We start from the raw sequence: 16077 nt of genomic DNA on the forward strand, positions 1-16077 counted from the left end.
GACAGTGGATCACCCGATTTCGACAACGACGCGACGGGGGATGACCAGCACATGTCTGACGAGGCCGCAATCATGGCGGACGACTCGAAAACCAGCGAACCCGTGCTCGCCCGACCGCTCGGGACGGCTGCCGAAGCGCGGCCGGACGGCGCTCGGGACGCCGAGGACGGTCTGGAACGCGGCCCGGCCGCGACGATCGCGGCGTGTGTGCGCGACGGCCTGTTGCATCCCGGCCAAGTGGCGGCGGATGCCGGGACGCGGATCGCGGCGGCCGACCGGAAATACTCCGCGTTCAGCGTCCTTCGCGCCGAACAGGCGATGGCCGAGTCGGCGAGCCTGACCGAACGCGACGACCTCGACGTGCTGCCCATGGCCGGTGTTCCGGTCGCGGTCGAACACGGCGTGCCCATCGCGAGCGAGCCGGTGCCGTGGGGCCCCGCGGCCGCCGCGGATCATCCGGTGGTGGCCAGGTTGCGCGCCGCGGGGGCGGTGGTCATGGGTCTGGTCGCGGCGCCGGAGCTGAGCCGATGGGCGACGAGCAAGGGCTCGGAGCGTGTCATCCGCAATCCGTGGAATCCGGCCCGCAACGCGGGCGGCGCGGCCGGCGCGGCTGTCGCGGCCGGGCTGGTCCCGGTGGCGCACGGTTGCGACGGCTTGGGCGCGGTGCGGATCGCCGCCGCGTGCTGCGGCGTATTCGGGATCAAACCCGGGCAGCACACGGTGCCCGGCGCAGGCGCCTGGTCGGGTCTGGTGGAGAGCGGCGTTCTGGCGACCAGCGTGGACGACGCCGCGCTGGCGCTGTCGGTGCTGGCGGCGCGGCCGGACCTGGCCGAACTGGATCCGCCCGGCCGACTACGCATCGCCCTGGCCGTGGACCCACCGTCTCGCCTGCTGGGCGTCGACCGGCACTGGACGGCCGCGGCGCGCAGAGCGGCCGCGGTGGCCGCGGCCGCGGGCCACGTGGTCGAACCGACCGTCCTACCGTACGGAAACGCACTGTTCGCGGCGTCCCTACGTTGGCTGGCCCTCGGTGCGCGCGACGCTCCCGCGCTACCCGAGACCGACCAGCCGGCCCGAAGAGTCCGTCGTCGACTGGCCCTCGGACGGACGGTGCATCGGCTACGGCTCGCGCGCCAAGCCCAGATCGACCGGGTCGAGGCGCGACTACTGGAGTTCTTCGAGCGTTATGACGTGGTGATCACTCCCACGCTCGCCGCCCCGCCACCTCCGGCCCGGGCCTGGCACTTCCGCAATCGACCGGCCACTCTGCTCGCCGGTGCGCGGTTCGCACCCTTCACTCCGCTGTGGAATCTGGTCGGCTGGCCCGCCGCGTCCATCCCGATGGGCATGCACCCCGGGTCGGACACGCCGGTGGCCGCACAGCTCGCGGGACCGCCCGGCAGCGAATCCACCCTGCTACGACTGTCCGCGCAAGTGGAGACCCGCTACCCGTGGCAGCGGACCGCACCCGAAGCCGCGCCCGGCCGTTTCAGACGCTGACCGGCGACTGTTGCGCGGCGAAGCCGCCCTCGACGGCCCGCCCGGCGAACTCGAGGATCGTCGGCCGGTTGTCGTCGGCCCGCCAGGCCACGGCGAGCTCGCACGGCGCGAGCCCGGAAACGGGCCGCGCGGTCAGCCCCGGCCAGCGGTACATCGGCACGTTGTTCTCGGCGAGCAGGCATACGCCCAGGCCGAGGCTCACGGCTTCCAGCTTGTCCTCGGCGGTCGCGGCCTCGGCGCCGATCTTCGGGGGACGGCCGCCGCGTCCGTCGTTGCCGAGCCAGAAGTCGCGCACCGCGCCGGCTTCGGTGGGCAGCGCGACGAACGGCTCGTCGAGCAGATCCGCGAATTCGATGGTCTCCGCGACGGCGAGCGGGTGGTTCTCCGGGAGCAGCACCCAGCGCGGTTCGGTGCGCAGCACCTGCCACCGGTAACGGCTCTGGTCCGGCAAAGGTAGCCAGACCAGCGCGAGGTCGGCCTGCCGGCCCGCGAGCCCGCTGGAGGGATCCGTCCAGGAGGCGGCGTGCAGCGCGAGGCGATGTCCGCTCGCGCTCTCCAGATCGCTGAGCAGCCCGCGGCCGAGGGCGGACTGGATGCCGACGCGCAGCACCTCACCCGCTTCCTGCAGCGAGACGTTGGTGACCTCCCACAGCTCCAGGATCTTGCGGGCGCCTTCGAGCAGCTCCTTGCCCGCGACGGTCAGCGCGACGCTGCGCTGGTTGCGGTCGAACAGGACCACGTCGAGCTGACGTTCCAGCTGACGGATCTGACGCGACAGGGTGGGTTGAGCGATGTGCAGCCGCTGAGCGGCGTTGGTGAAATGCAGTTCCTCAGCGACGGCGACGAAATACCGCAGGTCGCGCAAGTGCGGGTCCATAGCCCCTTGCTATCAGAATCGGTCCGGAATTTCCAGCCTTATCAGGCCGAAAAGTTCGGATACGGGCGCCGAAACAGTCGGCAGGTTTGTTAGAGACAGCATATTGCCTGTGATGGTGCACCGCACCAGTCGGTTGGCGAATTTTCGGCATGCGGCCAGCGTCAACAGCACCTCGGCTCTATTTGGGCAGTTGACCAGCATGGATGATGCGGTTCGGGCGGTAGCTTCGGCGGATTGTGGCCAGCCGGATGCCCGTCGATCACGGGCTGGAAATTTGCCGCTGACCGGCTATCCGATGTAATCGATCGCTCGCGTGATTTTCCTCACAGCACTGGTTCGGCGTGGCACACGTGCTGCCCGCCCAGACGCGACGAGGCGCCGCGGCCGAGACGAATCCCGGCCGCGGCGCCTCGGCCGCTCGCCCCGATCACGCGCCGCGGGCGCGCTCCTCGTAGGCCTTGCGCTTGTCGGCGTCGACGTCGTCGAGGAACGCGCGGCCGGACCCGAGCGCCCGTCCGATGCCGTCCCCGACCGCTTCCGGCAGCAGGCCGACGAACTGGGAGATGAACCCCGCCACCGCGGTCACCCGGACCTTCGACTTCGGCGCGACGATGAGCTTCGCGACGGCGTCGGCGATCTCCTCCGGCTCGGCGGCGCGCAGCAGCTTGGGCGCGGTGACGCCGGAACCCAATTCGGTGTTGGTCAGCGTCGGCAGCACCGAGGAGAAGCGCACGCCGGTGCCGCGGTACTCCTCCCGCAGCGTGTCGGTGAAACCGAGCACCGCGTGCTTGCTGGCGTTGTAGGTGGCCAGGCCCGGGATGTGGGTCTCGCCGGCCAGCGACGCGATGTTGATGATGTGCCCGCTGCCACGCGGCAGCATCCGGCGCAGCGCCAGCTTGGAACCCAGGATCACGCCGTAGACATTGATGTCCAGGATGCGGCGGGTCAGCGGGTCCGGCTCGTCCACCAGCTTGCCGGTCGGCATGATGCCCGCGTTGTTGATCAGCACGTCGATCGGCCCGAGGGTGCGCTCCACCTCGTCGAGGAAGCCGTCGAACGAATCCTGATCGGTCACGTCGAGCTTGCCGTAGAGCTCGAAACCGCGCGCCGTGCCCGACTCCTTGACCGTGGTCTCGTCGATGTCCCCGATCGCGATCTGCGCGCCGAGGGCCTGCAGCGCGGTCGCGGTGGCAAGCCCGATGCCGCGGGCGCCGCCGGTGATGACGACCACCTTGCCGCGGATCTGCTTCGCGTCGGTCACTTGCCGTCTCCCTTCAGCTTCAGCAGGGCGGGAAGGTCGAGGCGGCGCAGGCCGCGGGCGCCCGCAGCGCGCATCGCGCCGAGCGCGAACAGCAGCTTCGGCATCGAGTACGGGTACCAGAACAGCTCCTTCTGCTGGGTCGGCAGGATCGGCGTGGTGATCGCCTGCTGACGGCAGTACTTGCGGACGCCGTTCGCGCCGCCCCAGCGGGCGCCGACGCCGGACAGACCCCAGCCGCCCATCGGCAACGCGTAGCTGAACAGGTTGGCGAAGACGTCGTTGATGTTGACCGCACCCGCGTTCAACTGGCGGGCGATCCGCTCGCCGCGCTCCTTGTCGCCGGTCCACACCGAGGCGGACAGCCCGTAGACGGAGTCGTTGGCCAGCCGGATCGCCTCGGACTCGTCGGCCACCTTCATCACCGGCAGCGTCGGCCCGAAGGTCTCCTCGGTCACGCAGGACATGGTGTGGTCGACGTCCACCAGCACGGTCGGCTCGAAAGCGGTGCCGAATCCGGCCCGCTTGCCGCCGGTGAGCACCTTGGCGCCCGCCGCGACCGCCTCCTCGACGTGGCGTTGCACGATGGCCACCTGGTTCTCGTTGGCCAGCGCGCCCACGTCGTACTTCGACTCGCGTCCGTCGAGGCCCTGGCGCAGCGCCTCGACGTTGGCGGTGAGCTTGGCGACGAACTCGTCGTACACCGGCGCTTCGACGTACACCCGCTCCACCGAGATGCAGACCTGCCCGGAGTTGAACATGCCGCCGAAGGCGATGCCGTGCGCGGCGCGGTCCAGGTCGGCGTCGGCCAGGACGATGGCGGGGTCCTTGCCGCCGAGTTCCAGGCTGTAGGGAACCATCCGCTGGACGCAGGCGGCGGCGATCTTGCGGCCGGTCGCGGTGGAGCCGGTGAACTGGATGTAGTCGGCGTTGTCCACCACGGCCGCTCCGGTCGCGCCCGCGCCGGTGGCCACCGCGAGAACCGGAGGGGCGCCGATCTCGGCCCAGCCCTTCGCGAGTTCGAGCGCCGACAGCGGGGTCACCTCGGACGGCTTGAGCAGCACGGCTGCCCCGGCGGCCAGCGCGGGGAACACGTCCATCACCGGCATGGCCAGCGGGAAATTCCACGGCGTGATGACGCCGACCACCGGATACGGCCGGTAGACCGTGGTCAGGCGTTTCACCCGGGCCAGCGGGCTGTGCGGCGAAGGGTGGTCGTCGGCCAGGAACTTGGCCGCGCGGCGGGCGTAGTAGCCGATCAGATCGGTCGCGAAGCCCGGGTCGATCAGGGCGTCCACCCGGGGCTTGGCGGTCTCCGACTGCAGCACGGTGGCCAGCCGGTCGGTGTTGTCGATCAACCAGTCCTGGAACTTCAGCAGCCAGACTTTGCGTCCTTCGGGGCCGAGCGCCTCCCACTCGGGCTGGTACAGCCGCAATTCGCGGACCTTGGCCGCGACCGCGTCCGCGGTCTCGTCCGGCACCGTGCCGACGACCTCGCCCGTGCCGGGATTGCGTACCTCGATGACGGCGGGACCGTCCTTCTTAGCGGTCGTTTCGCGTGCCCGCGCCTTCTCGGCCGCGGGCGCTGGTTCGGTGTTGGTCACTGCTGTTCTCCCACTGACGTCGTGTTGAACCGCGGTCTGCTGACTGCTGTGAGGCAGGCCACTGAACTATGATCGTGACACAATCCGGACAGAGTTTCTTGGCCCAATTTGTCAAGGAAAATGGGCGATTTTGTTTCCTCGGACCAAAGAATGCCGAGCCGAAGGAGAGGGCGATGACCATGGGGGCTGCGCCGGGCGCCGCGGCCCGGCCGAGCCCGGCTCCGGGGGAGGTGCGCGACTGGCTCGCCGAGTACGTCTACGAGACCACGCGCGCCGAGACACTCGAGCGGATCGTCACCCGGCTCGACGACGTGATCATCGCGCGCATCCCGGAACTCGCCGATCGCGATATGCGCCGCGATCTCGCGGCCAGCACCAGGGCGCACGCCAGGATCGTGCTCAGCCGCCTGGCCAGCGACGCCTTCGAGTTCTCGCTGCCGGAAGAGGCGCACGCGTTCGCGCGCAGCGTGGCCCGGCGCGGCTTCGAGCTGCGGTTGCTGCTGCGGGTCTACCACGTGGGCATGGAGGCGGTGCTGGACTACATGACCGAAGTGGTCGAGCAGCGGCGGACCACGCCGGAGCTGGAGCGCGTCGTCCTGCTGCGGCTGTTCGAGCGGGCCACCAAATGGATCAGCACCTCGGTCGAACTGCTCACCGACACCTACATGGAGGAACGCGAGCAGGTGCTGCGTGCCGCGCTCAACCGGCGCGCCGAGACCGTCCGAGCCGTGCTGGACGGCGACGACGTGGACATCGAGCAGGCGTCGCTGCGGCTCGGCTACCGGCTCTCCCAGCAGCACCTGGCGTTCGTGCTGTGGACCGACGAGCCGACCGGCGAGCCCGCGGGTGCGGACGCGGATGCGACCGGCTTGCTGGACCGGGTCGCGGCGCGGCTGGCCGCGGCACTGGGCAGCGCACGCCTGCTCACCGTCCCGTCCGGCGCCAGCGCCATGTGGGCGTGGGCGGGCTCGGACGACGGGGAACACGGCGCCGAACTCGCGGCGCCGGGCGAAGTGGAGCGGTTGGCCGCGGCGCAGGTGGAGGCGCCGGTGCGGGTGGCGTTCGGCGTGCCCGCCGGGGGGATCGCGGGCTTCCGCCGGAGTCATCGCGAGGCGGTCGCCGCGCGGCAGGTCGCCGAGCGCGCGCCCGCGGGCGGTCTGCGGGTCACCGGGTATCGAGCGGTGGAGATCGCCTATCTGGCCGGCGCGGACGAAGCGGCCATGCGCGGCCTGGTCGAGCGGGAACTGGGCGCGCTGGCGGGCCGGGACGCGAACGCCGCGCGCCTGCGCGAGACGCTGCACGCCTATCTGCGCAGCCAGCGCAGCCCGGAGGCCACGGCGAAAGTGCTCGGGGTACACAAGAACACGGTCCGCTACCGCGTGCAGCGGATCGAACAGCTACTGGGATATCCGATCGAGGAGCGCGGCTTGCCGCTGGAGATCGCGCTGGTGTGCGTCGCCGTCTACGGCGCGGACGCCCTGCCCTGACCCCGCGGCCCCGGTTTACTCGCCCGCCATGGCCTCGCGCGCGGCGATCCGGCGCAACGGCGGTTCGGTGGTCGGCGCCACCCTGCGATCGGGTAACTCGGCGAGCAAGGTGGTGGTCGCCTCTGCGATGGCCGCGACGGCCTTGTCGACGGCCGATTTGGTGGTCGAGCTCAGGCCGGACACGCCACCGACCTTGCGCACGTACTGCAGTGCGGCGGCATAGATTTCCTGCTCGGTTGCGGCAGGTTCCAGACCACGCAGGACGGTGATGTTTCTACACATGCGAGAACACTAGCTCCAGATCACGACACGCGTCAGGGCAAGAACCAAGCGAGCCCGAAATCAATCCGCCCGGCGGACGCGCCTGCGGTCCGCACGGCGGACCAACATGGGCGGCCATCGGCGAATCCCGCGCGTCCCCCGCGCGGGATGGGGAACAATCGGGGCATGGCTGCGCGCGGTGTACCCACCTTGACGACCTTTCCGTACGCGGAGCTGGACGAGCGGGAGGAAGACCATTGGTCCGGCGCCGCGGTCTCCGACGACGAACTGCGGGCCCTGGCCCTCGGCGCTTTCTACTCGGCGCGCTGGGACGCGTTCCACGACGCGCTGCTGCTCGGACCCGAACGCGCCCATCCGCTCGGCGATCGGCGAGAACTGGCCATCGACACGCTCACCGGTGCGTGGGGCATCACCGACGGCACGGAGGCCCAGGCCTCGATGGAGCAGTTGCTCGACGGCATGCACGCCCCGCTGTACGCGCTGGTGCATCCCCTGGTGACGGCGTCGATCAACGCCAGTGAGCGCGATCGCTTCGGGGAGCGGGCCGATCGGCACCGGGCATTTCTGCGGCAGGTCGGCGCGTTCCGGGGGATGGACAACCCGGAGGCTCTGGTCCGCGACTACGACATCTGGTCGCAAGCGATCAAGATCGGGTTCACCGATCATCTGGCCCGGCCGCTGCCCAGCGACATCCACGCCTGGGACCTGGCCAGGGTGGTCGCGGTGGCCAGGATGGCCTACACCGCGGGGTACCTCGACGCCGACGTGGCCTGGAGTTATCTGGCGCGCGCTCTGCCGCTGGCGCAGAGCAAGTACCGCAATTGGCGCCAGTTCGGCGACGCCTACCTCACCGGCTGGACCTATTGGCAGGCCTGCGAGGACCTGGCCGAGCTGAAGAACGGCGGCGTCGACCGCCGCAAGGAGCTGCTGCGGCTGTGGCTGCGTCCGACCAGCCCGTGGCGGCGGATCGCGCTGAACTCAGCTCCCGTCGGGGAGTGAGCGCAGGATCCCGCGGCCGTAGCGCTGGAACTGCGCGTCGTCGACCATGCCGAGGGAGTGCCGCTCGACCAGCAGCTCCCATTCCGAATACAATTGGGCCACACCGGGATCCGCGGAGCCCGCGGCGCCGTCGGCGGATTCCCGGCGCACCGCGAAGTTCAGCGCGCAGGTGACCCGCTCGGTATCGGCGCGGTCGGCGCCCGCGAAATGCAGCGTCCGGCTGCCGTCGTGCACCTCGATGCCGGTCGCGCCGCGTCCGGGACCGATCTCGCCGCGGCCCGCGGTGGGCGTGTCGGTGACGCGAGCCCACACGACCACCGGAATCGGGAGTTCGTGCGCGTAGCGGCTGTCGCCGATCGCGATGAACAGCAGCCGCGTCGTCGTCGCGGCGAGCAGTCCGGAGCCGTTGCCCGCGGGCGGGTGTGCGGCCACCACCGCGGTCTCCAGGACGTACTCCTCCGGCGTCACGTAACGATGCAGAGTCGCTATCGCCTGCTTCGCCTCGCGGCGCGGCGACATCCGGCGCGTCGCCCGTTCCACATCCGCGCGCAGGGGCCCACCGCGGCTCCAGGTCGGCGCGGGCGGGCGCAGATCCGGCGCCGCCACGTCGATGCGCTGGGTGGCCATGATGTGCGCGTTGATCCGGTCGACGATCTCGGTGGCCGCCGGGACGTCGTGCTCGGCGATGATGACCGGAAGGGGGGTGCGGTCCGCGGGCACGCCGGTGAGCACCGGCGTCGGGTAACGCAGATAGATCTCGATGACCACCGCGTCGTCCGCCCGCCGGTTCAGCCGGACCTTCAGCAGGTCGGAGACCGGGACGTCGAGCACGCGTTCGCCGTCGGATCCGGGCCGCAGGACGATCAACCTGCCGCGGCCGTGACGCAGTATCGCTGTGGGTGTCCGTAACTCGACTATGTCCATACCCCCTGCGCTCGTGTCTGGTCTGCGGCGCTCCCGGGGCGTTTCGTGGTGTGCGAGCTACCGCCTACGTGCCCGTCGCTCGCGCCGCGAGGTTGTGTCGTCGCTCACGATAGGCCGAACATGCCATGATTGTTGCCACTTGGAGGAAGCCGGACCGGGTACCTCGGGAACCACCGTCGGCCCCCGGCCGTTTACCTCTTTAACTGCACCTGCAGCCGAACTGCGCGATGTATCGAGTAGACCGTACGCGGTAACGTGGCTTGTCCGCATCCGAACCCCCGCGGAACCGGACGCGCCAGACGCATCGCTAGGCAAGAACCGGAGACACCGGAAAGGACTGGCCGCCCCGGCCGACGCTCTATGAACCGCAAGACTGTGTTTCGCACCCTGGCCATAGTCTCGGGCATCTTGCTCGTGATCTATGCGTTCAGCTATTTCGGCAACGACACGCGGGGCTGGAAGAGCGTCGATACCTCGGTTGCCCTCAGCCAGCTCGAGAACAAGAGCAACGTCGAGAACGTGCAGATCGATGATCGCGAGCAACAGCTGCGCATCGAGCTGAAGGACGGTAACGACGCCACCGGCGGGCAGAACAAGATCATCGCCAAGTATCCGGGCGGCAGCGAGACCTCCGCTCAGATCTTCTCGGCCGTGAAGAACTCCGGCGCCCCCTACAACACCGTGGTCAAGCAGGAGAGCTGGTTCACCCAGATCCTGCTGTTCGTGCTGCCGATGGTCATCCTGCTCGGCCTGTTCATCTTCGTGATGGCCCGGATGCAGGGCGGCGGTCGCGGCGGCATGATGGGCTTCGGCAAGTCGAAGGCCAAGCAGCTGTCCAAGGACATGCCCAAGACGACGTTCGCCGACGTGGCCGGAGCCGACGAGGCGGTCGAGGAGCTCTACGAGATCAAGGACTTCCTGCAGAATCCGGTCCGCTACCAGGCCCTCGGCGCCAAGATCCCCAAGGGCGTCCTGCTCTACGGCCCGCCCGGCACCGGCAAGACCCTGCTGGCCCGTGCCGTCGCCGGCGAGGCCGGTGTGCCGTTCTTCACCATCTCCGGTTCGGACTTCGTGGAGATGTTCGTCGGCGTCGGCGCCTCCCGGGTGCGCGACCTGTTCGAGCAGGCCAAGCAGAACAGCCCCTGCATCATCTTCGTCGACGAGATCGACGCGGTCGGCCGCCAGCGCGGCGCCGGCCTCGGCGGCGGTCACGACGAGCGCGAGCAGACCCTCAACCAGCTGCTGGTCGAGATGGACGGCTTCGGCGACCGCACCGGCATCATCCTGATCGCCGCGACCAACCGCCCCGACATCCTCGATCCGGCGCTGCTGCGTCCCGGCCGGTTCGACCGGCAGATCCCGGTGGGCAACCCCGACCTCGCCGGTCGCCGCGCCATTCTGCGGGTGCACTCGCAGGGCAAGCCGATCTCCCCGGACGCCGACCTGGACGGCTTGGCCAAGCGCACCGTCGGCATGTCCGGCGCCGATCTGGCCAACGTGATCAACGAGGCCGCGCTGCTCACCGCCCGCGAGAACGGCGCGGTGATCACCGGTGAATCGCTGGAGGAATCGGTCGATCGCGTGATCGGCGGCCCGCGCCGCAAGAGCCGCATCATCAGCGAGCACGAGAAGAAGATCACCGCCTACCACGAGGGCGGTCACACCCTGGCCGCCTGGGCGATGCCGGACATCGAGCCGGTCTACAAGGTCACCATCCTGGCGCGCGGCCGCACCGGCGGCCACGCGATGACGGTGCCCGAGGACGACAAGGGCCTGATGACCCGCTCGGAGATGATCGCCCGCCTGGTCATGGCCATGGGCGGCCGCGCAGCCGAGGAGCTGGTGTTCCACGAGCCCACCACCGGCGCGTCCTCCGATATCGACCAGGCCACCAAGATCGCGCGCGCGATGGTCACCGAGTACGGCATGAGTGCCCGGCTCGGCGCGGTCCGCTACGGCCAGGAGCAGGGCGACCCGTTCCTCGGCCGCTCGATGGGCATGGGCTCGGACTACTCGCACGAGGTGGCCGGCGCGATCGATGAGGAGGTGCGCAACCTCATCGAGGCCGCGCACACCGAGGCGTGGGCGATCCTCAACGAGTACCGCGACGTGCTCGACGACCTGGCCACCGCGCTGCTGGAGCGGGAGACCCTGCACCGCAAGGATCTCGAACAGATCCTCGCGTCGGTGCACAAGCGCCCGCGGATCACCGCGTTCAACGACTTCGGCGAGCGTGTCCCCTCGGACAAGCCGCCGGTGAAGACTCCGGGCGAGCTGGCCGCCGAGCGCGGCGAGTCGTGGCCGCCGGAGCCGGTGGCGCAGCCGGTGGCCGCGTCCGCGCAGCGCGAGCCGCAGGCCGCCAACGGTTACCCGCCGCACGAGAGCGGGTACGGCGCTGCGCCGCAGTACGCCCGCCCGCCCGCGCCCGGCTACCCGCTGCCGCAAGCGCCCGCTCCGGCCTACCCACGCCAGGGCACGCACGGTTCGCGGCCGGACTACGGCGCTCCGGCCGGTTGGTCGGCGCCCGGGTGGCCTCCGCGCGACGAGCCGCAGCAGGGCCAGCCCGGTTGGGGCGATCCGCAGCAACCGAGGCATGGCTACCAGCCGTGGGGCCCGCAGGGTTCGCCCGAGGGCGGCTACGACCGGGACGGTTACGGCGACCGCGGTGGCTACGACGAGCCGCGGCGGGTCGATCCGAACGGCGAGGGCGACAAAGGTGATTGGGATGGACCGAACGGTCGTCACTGATCGGTGACGATTAGGCTCGACCATCGGGGGGTGCCGAGAGGTTGCCGGCGCCCCGGGAGTTTGGAGGTGTCCTCGATTGTCGCCCAACGAGCATGGCGGTGGTCACACCCTCGCCGAAGCGGACAGCGTTGATTACGACGGTGTCGATCTCGGTGTGACCGGGCCCGGCCTCGTCGCCCTGGAGACCGGCAGGTCGTTCGACCAGGCACGGGCCGAGGCGGCGGTGCGTGAGTTGTTGATCGCTGTCGGGGAGGACCCGGATCGGCCCGGCCTGCTCGAGACGCCCGCTCGGGTCGCGCGCGCCTACCGGGAGACCTTCGCCGGGCTGTATGTGGAACCGGACTCGGTGCTCAACACCACGTTCGACGAGGGCCATCAGGAACTCGTTCTGGTCCGGGACATCCCGATGTATTCCACCTGTGAGCACCACCTGGTGTCCTTCCACGGTGTCGCCCACGTCGGTTACATCCCCGGTCCGCACGGCCGGGTCACCGGGCTGTCCAAGCTCGCCCGGCTGGTGGACCTGTACGCCAAGCGCCCGCAAGTGCAGGAGCGGTTGACCAGCCAGATCGCCGACGCGGTGATGCGCAAACTTGACCCGCGCGGCGCGATCGTGGTGGTCGAGGCCGAGCACTTGTGCATGGCGATGCGCGGTATCCGCAAACCGGGCGCGAGTACGACCACTTCCGCGGTGCGTGGGCTGCTGCAGTCCAACGCCGCCTCGCGCGCCGAGGCGCTCGATCTGATCCTGCGGAAGTGAGCGGGCCCGCGGTGTCCGAACCCGGTAGCCGAGGGCGCGCACCGACCGGAGCGACCAGGCAGGACACCGCCACCGGAGCGATCTCGCCCACGGACGTGTCCGCGGCGACGGCGGTCGCAGCGCGGGTGAGCCCGTTCGGCGGCGTCCGCGCCCGCGACGGACGTTCCTGCGTGGTGATGGGCGTCGTGAACGTCACCAGCGATTCGTTTTCAGACGGCGGGCGATACCTCGACCCCGAGCTGGCCATCGCGCACGGTGTGCGGCTGCACGCCGCGGGCGCGGACATCATCGACGTCGGTGGTGAATCGACCCGGCCGGGCGCGATCCGCATCGACGCGGCGACCGAGGCCGCGCGGGTGACGCCGGTCATCCGCGGACTCGTCGCGGCGGGCGTGCCGACCAGTGTGGACACGATGCGCGCCGCTGTGGCCGCCGCGGCGATCGAAGCCGGGGTGTCGGTGGTGAACGACGTCTCCGGCGGTCGCGCCGATGCCGACATGGTGCGGGTGGTCGCGTCCGCGCGGATCCCGTGGATTCTCATGCACTGGCGGGCGGGCGCCGACTACCGGCACACCGGACCGGCGGACCACTACGACGACGTGGTCGCGGAGGTGCTCTCTGAACTCGCCGTACAGGTGGACGTGGCCGTCGCCGCGGGCGTCGACCCGTCCCGGCTGTTGCTGGACCCCGGCCTCGGCTTCGCGAAGAACGCCGAGCACAACTGGGCCCTGCTCGGCGCGCTGCCCGAATTGGTCGCGCACGGACTGCCGGTCCTGATCGGCGCCTCGCGCAAGCGTTTTCTCGGTGCGCTGCTCGCCGACGACGCGGGCCCGCGTCCACCGGACGGCCGGGAGACGGCCACCGCGACCATCTCGGCGCTGGCCGCGCTGCACGGCGCGTGGGGCGTCCGCGTGCACGACGTGCGTGCTTCGCTGGACGCGATCGCGGTCACCGACGCGTGGCAGAATGCCGCACGGCAGCGCGCCGCGCAGCACGCCACCAGCCGATCCAGTGCGCAAGGAGCTCAACGATGAGCCGATCCCCGGTCCACGCCGATGACGATGCACCGCCGCGTGATTCGGCGATCCGGCGCGGCGCCGACCGCATCGAGTTGCGCGGCCTGCGCGCCTACGGGCATCACGGCGTGTTCGAGCACGAGCGGCGCGACGGTCAGGAGTTCCTGGTCGACCTGACGGTCTGGGTGGATTTCGCCCTGGCCGCCGCGTCCGACGATCTCGCGGCGACCGTGGACTACGGCGCCCTGGCCGAGCGCGCGGTCCGCATCGTCCAGGGCGAGCCGCGCGATCTCATCGAAACGGTGGTGTCGGAGATCGCCGACGACGTGATGACCGATCCGCGGATCAGGTCGGTCGAGGTGGTGCTGCACAAGCCGTCCGCGCCGATCCCGCACACGTTCGCCGACGTGCGGGTGATCACCTCCCGCCACCGGGAGGAGCCCGCCGGATGAGCGAGCTGCACTGCGGCACGGCCTTTTCCGCCGTGCCGGGCGCCGTGGAGGCGCGCCGATGACCCGTGCCGTGCTATCCATCGGTTCCAATCTGGGTGACCGGCTCGCGCACCTGCGCAGTGTCCTGGACGGGTTCGGCCACCGTGTGCTGGCCGTCTCCGCTGTGTACTCCACCGCTCCCTGGGGCGATGTCCCGCAAGGGGACTACCTGAACGCCGCTGTGCTGGTGGAAGATCCGGCCTTCGGCTGCGCCGACTGGCTGCGCCGCGGCCAGGAGCTGGAACAGGCCGCGGGACGAGTTCGCGAAGTGCGCTGGGGCGCACGCACTCTCGACGTGGATGTGGTCTGGTGCGCCGAACTGCGCGACGGGGAGCCGGTCGCGTGCCGCAGCGCGGATCCGGATCTGCTGCTGCCGCACCCGCAGGCGCATCGGCGCGCCTTCGTCCTGGTGCCGTGGCTGGACATCGCGCCGGACGCGGTGCTGGAGGTCGACGGCGCTCCGCACGCCGTGGCGGATCTGCTGGCGCGGCTCGATCCGGACGAGCGCGCCGGAGTGCGCCGCACCGAGTTCTCGCTGACGGGTGCGCCGTCGTGAAACTGAAGCCGACTCGCATCCTCGATCTCGTGGCGAACGTGCTGATCGCCGCGATCGTCGCGTGGATCGCCACCCGGATGGCCTACGACAGCTTCCCGCCGATCTCGATCTTCGCGGGCGCCTCGCTGTACCCGGTGGCCGCCATCGAGGCGGTGCTCGCTTTCGTCATCCGGGCGCGGGTCAACGACCACGAGATCGGCGACGGCCGCCACCAGTTGCATCCGATCACCGCGGCCCGCGCTGTCGCGTTGGCCAAGGCGTCGGCGCAGGTCGGTTCGATCGCCGCCGGCATCTGGCTCGGTTTCCTGTGCTGGGTCTTCCCGCAGCGCGGCACGCTGCGCGCGGCCGCGGCCGACAGCCCCGGCGCGATCGTCGGGATGCTGGCGGGGGTCGCTTTGGTTGCTGCGGCCCTCTGGCTGGAGTACTGCTGCCGGGCGCCGGAGGATCCCACCGACGATGCGGCAACTACATAGCTAGTTTGGCGAACGGAATCACAAAACGGAATCTGGGCGCGGCTCGAGCTATTGGCTACCCTGGCTGGCATGGTTTCACCCTCCCGTAGCAGCACTTCCCGTACCCGGCGGGACGACGCGGGAAAATTATTCGTTGGCGTCCTCATCGTGCTCGGTCTGGTTGCCAGCGTTTTCCTGATCTTCAGTAACAGCGTGGAGTTCGTACGGGTAGGTCTGGTCGCGGCGCTGTGGGCCGCGGCAATCGGCGCTCTGGCTGCGACGAAGTACCGCAAAGAGGCGACGATCGACAAGGCGAAGGTCCGCGATCTGCAGACCGTCTACGAGTTGCAGCTGGAGCGGGAGGTCACCGCGCGCCGCGAGTACGAGCTCGGCGTGGAGGCGCGGGTCCGCGAAGAAGTGGGCGCCGACGCGGCCGAACTCGCGGCCTTGCGCGCGGAACTCACCGTGCTGCGGCAGAGCCTGCAGCGGCTGTTCGACGGCGATCTGCCGATGGATCGTCCGGCGTTGCGCGCCGACGCGACCCGGATCCAGGAGCTGACCAGCTCGGGCGCCGATTCTGGGAACAATAGCTCGGCGAATGCCGGGATGTGGTCGATGTTCGCCGACCAGCAACCGCATAGCAGTATGACGCCGATCTTCGAGCCCGATCATCCCGAGCCGCCGGTCTTCGCCAGCCCCTTCGACGACCCGGTGACTGCCGAGACCGCGGTCGTCTCCCTCGACGACGACGAGCAGGCGGACGCGGAGCAGGCGCACTACGCCGAGCCGCGCGGCTGGGCCGACGCCTTCACCGAGACCTCGGACGAGCCGCTGGACGAGCCCCCGACCCGGCCCGCCGCGCGGTCGCAGCCGGGGCCGGAACCGACCCCCCGGCCGGCCTCGGCCGCGCCCATGGGCACGCCGAGCGCGCGCAGGCGCCGCCGGGCCGAGAGCGACGACGAGACGCCGTCGCGTCGTCTGTCGGTAGCGGAGATCATGGCCAACCTGCAGTCCGAGGAGCGCGAACGTCGCTGATCAGGTGGCGGCTCCGGCCCGGCCAGTGCGGCCTAGATCACGCGCGCACCCCGTGGCGGCGGCGAACCGCCTGCCGATATCCTCTTGG

General features: G+C 70.3%; 15 protein-coding genes. 10 read left to right on the top strand and 5 right to left on the bottom strand.

Annotation, left to right across the window (positions count from 1 at the left end; translation table 11 throughout):
• Nucleotides 1-51: 51 nt before the first annotated feature.
• The gene (locus NNI01S_RS22880; protein ID WP_084489235.1) at nucleotides 52-1500 is read left to right on the top strand and encodes an amidase family protein; all 1449 of its coding nucleotides are present in this window, start codon (nucleotides 52-54) and stop codon (nucleotides 1498-1500) included.
• Here NNI01S_RS22880 and NNI01S_RS22885 read toward each other — a convergent pair.
• The 3 genes from NNI01S_RS22885 to NNI01S_RS22895 all read right to left on the bottom strand — a co-directional run bounded on the left by NNI01S_RS22885 (nucleotide 1490) and on the right by NNI01S_RS22895 (nucleotide 5239).
• Nucleotides 1490-2377, bottom strand: a complete 888-nt coding sequence (locus tag NNI01S_RS22885) for a LysR family transcriptional regulator (RefSeq protein WP_063022192.1) — start codon at nucleotides 2375-2377, stop codon at nucleotides 1490-1492. The two genes, NNI01S_RS22880 and NNI01S_RS22885, sit on opposite strands and share 11 nt — an antisense overlap.
• Nucleotides 2378-2804: 427 nt before the next feature.
• On the bottom strand, nucleotides 2805-3638 hold the full coding sequence (locus tag NNI01S_RS22890; RefSeq protein ID WP_063022193.1) for an SDR family oxidoreductase: 834 nt from the start codon (nucleotides 3636-3638) through the stop codon (nucleotides 2805-2807).
• The gene (locus NNI01S_RS22895; protein ID WP_063022194.1) at nucleotides 3635-5239 is read right to left on the bottom strand and encodes an aldehyde dehydrogenase family protein; all 1605 of its coding nucleotides are present in this window, start codon (nucleotides 5237-5239) and stop codon (nucleotides 3635-3637) included. The genes NNI01S_RS22890 and NNI01S_RS22895 overlap by 4 nt, the downstream gene beginning before the upstream one ends.
• Nucleotides 5240-5412: 173 nt before the next feature.
• Here NNI01S_RS22895 and NNI01S_RS22900 point away from each other — a divergent pair, with 173 nt between their 5' ends.
• Nucleotides 5413-6726 (top strand): PucR family transcriptional regulator, encoded by a 1314-nt coding sequence (locus tag NNI01S_RS22900; RefSeq protein WP_245676332.1) that lies wholly within the window; start codon nucleotides 5413-5415, stop codon nucleotides 6724-6726.
• Between the two features lie 15 nt (nucleotides 6727-6741).
• On the opposite strand, the gene NNI01S_RS22905 is transcribed toward NNI01S_RS22900, so the two are convergent.
• Nucleotides 6742-7008, bottom strand: coding sequence for a DUF2277 domain-containing protein (locus NNI01S_RS22905; RefSeq protein WP_063022195.1), 267 nt, complete (start codon nucleotides 7006-7008; stop codon nucleotides 6742-6744).
• Between the two features lie 165 nt (nucleotides 7009-7173).
• Between NNI01S_RS22905 and NNI01S_RS22910 the strand changes: the two genes are divergently transcribed.
• Entirely contained in the window at nucleotides 7174-8007 is an 834-nt protein-coding gene (locus NNI01S_RS22910; protein WP_063022298.1) for a DUF1266 domain-containing protein, read from the top strand.
• Here the strand turns inward: NNI01S_RS22910 and NNI01S_RS22915 are convergent.
• Nucleotides 7987-8931: a hypothetical protein gene (locus NNI01S_RS22915; RefSeq protein WP_063022196.1), complete on the bottom strand. Its 945-nt coding sequence runs from the start codon at nucleotides 8929-8931 to the stop codon at nucleotides 7987-7989. The genes NNI01S_RS22910 and NNI01S_RS22915 overlap by 21 nt on opposite strands.
• 360 nt (nucleotides 8932-9291) lie before the next feature.
• Here NNI01S_RS22915 and ftsH point away from each other — a divergent pair, with 360 nt between their 5' ends.
• From ftsH to NNI01S_RS22950, 7 genes are all read left to right on the top strand, one after another.
• Nucleotides 9292-11679: an ATP-dependent zinc metalloprotease FtsH gene (gene ftsH, locus NNI01S_RS22920; protein WP_063022197.1), complete on the top strand. Its 2388-nt coding sequence runs from the start codon at nucleotides 9292-9294 to the stop codon at nucleotides 11677-11679.
• A gap of 154 nt (nucleotides 11680-11833) precedes the next feature.
• Nucleotides 11834-12439 carry a GTP cyclohydrolase I FolE gene (folE, locus tag NNI01S_RS22925; RefSeq protein WP_245676342.1) on the top strand — a complete coding sequence of 202 codons (606 nt, stop codon included), beginning with the start codon at nucleotides 11834-11836 and terminating at the stop codon, nucleotides 12437-12439.
• A 176-nt stretch (nucleotides 12440-12615) separates the two neighbouring features.
• Nucleotides 12616-13473: a dihydropteroate synthase gene (gene folP, locus NNI01S_RS22930; RefSeq protein ID WP_063022299.1), complete on the top strand. Its 858-nt coding sequence runs from the start codon at nucleotides 12616-12618 to the stop codon at nucleotides 13471-13473.
• Complete coding sequence (folB, locus tag NNI01S_RS22935) at nucleotides 13470-13907, top strand: dihydroneopterin aldolase (protein WP_084489210.1); 438 nt, start codon at nucleotides 13470-13472, stop codon at nucleotides 13905-13907. The genes folP and folB overlap by 4 nt, the downstream gene beginning before the upstream one ends.
• Before the next feature lie 58 nt (nucleotides 13908-13965).
• Complete coding sequence (gene folK / locus NNI01S_RS22940; protein WP_063022199.1) at nucleotides 13966-14502, top strand: 2-amino-4-hydroxy-6-hydroxymethyldihydropteridine diphosphokinase; 537 nt, start codon at nucleotides 13966-13968, stop codon at nucleotides 14500-14502.
• Nucleotides 14503-14504: 2 nt separating this feature from the next.
• Nucleotides 14505-14975: a DUF3180 domain-containing protein gene (locus tag NNI01S_RS22945; RefSeq protein WP_063022301.1), complete on the top strand. Its 471-nt coding sequence runs from the start codon at nucleotides 14505-14507 to the stop codon at nucleotides 14973-14975.
• 69 nt (nucleotides 14976-15044) lie between these two features.
• Nucleotides 15045-15989 (top strand): DUF6779 domain-containing protein, encoded by a 945-nt coding sequence (locus NNI01S_RS22950; protein WP_063022200.1) that lies wholly within the window; start codon nucleotides 15045-15047, stop codon nucleotides 15987-15989.
• Nucleotides 15990-16077: the final 88 nt, after the last annotated feature.

Origin of the sequence: Nocardia niwae NBRC 108934 = DSM 45340, assembly GCF_001613465.1 — a bacterium.
Classification (GTDB): domain Bacteria; phylum Actinomycetota; class Actinomycetes; order Mycobacteriales; family Mycobacteriaceae; genus Nocardia; species Nocardia niwae.

Excerpts from the sequence above, each read along its gene's own strand:
- NNI01S_RS22880 (WP_084489235.1), top strand. The coding sequence starts at position 52 with ATGTCTGACGAGGCCGCAATCATGGCGGACGACTCGAAAACCAGCGAA.
- NNI01S_RS22885 (WP_063022192.1), bottom strand. The coding sequence starts at position 2,377 with ATGGACCCGCACTTGCGCGACCTGCGGTATTTCGTCGCCGTCGCTGAG.
- NNI01S_RS22900 (WP_245676332.1), top strand. The coding sequence starts at position 5,413 with ATGACCATGGGGGCTGCGCCGGGCGCCGCGGCCCGGCCGAGCCCGGCT.
- NNI01S_RS22905 (WP_063022195.1), bottom strand. The coding sequence starts at position 7,008 with ATGTGTAGAAACATCACCGTCCTGCGTGGTCTGGAACCTGCCGCAACC.
- NNI01S_RS22910 (WP_063022298.1), top strand. The coding sequence starts at position 7,174 with ATGGCTGCGCGCGGTGTACCCACCTTGACGACCTTTCCGTACGCGGAG.
- NNI01S_RS22915 (WP_063022196.1), bottom strand. The coding sequence starts at position 8,931 with ATGGACATAGTCGAGTTACGGACACCCACAGCGATACTGCGTCACGGC.
- ftsH (WP_063022197.1), top strand. The coding sequence starts at position 9,292 with ATGAACCGCAAGACTGTGTTTCGCACCCTGGCCATAGTCTCGGGCATC.
- folP (WP_063022299.1), top strand. The coding sequence starts at position 12,616 with ATGGGCGTCGTGAACGTCACCAGCGATTCGTTTTCAGACGGCGGGCGA.
- folB (WP_084489210.1), top strand. The coding sequence starts at position 13,470 with ATGAGCCGATCCCCGGTCCACGCCGATGACGATGCACCGCCGCGTGAT.
- folK (WP_063022199.1), top strand. The coding sequence starts at position 13,966 with ATGACCCGTGCCGTGCTATCCATCGGTTCCAATCTGGGTGACCGGCTC.
- NNI01S_RS22950 (WP_063022200.1), top strand. The coding sequence starts at position 15,045 with ATGGTTTCACCCTCCCGTAGCAGCACTTCCCGTACCCGGCGGGACGAC.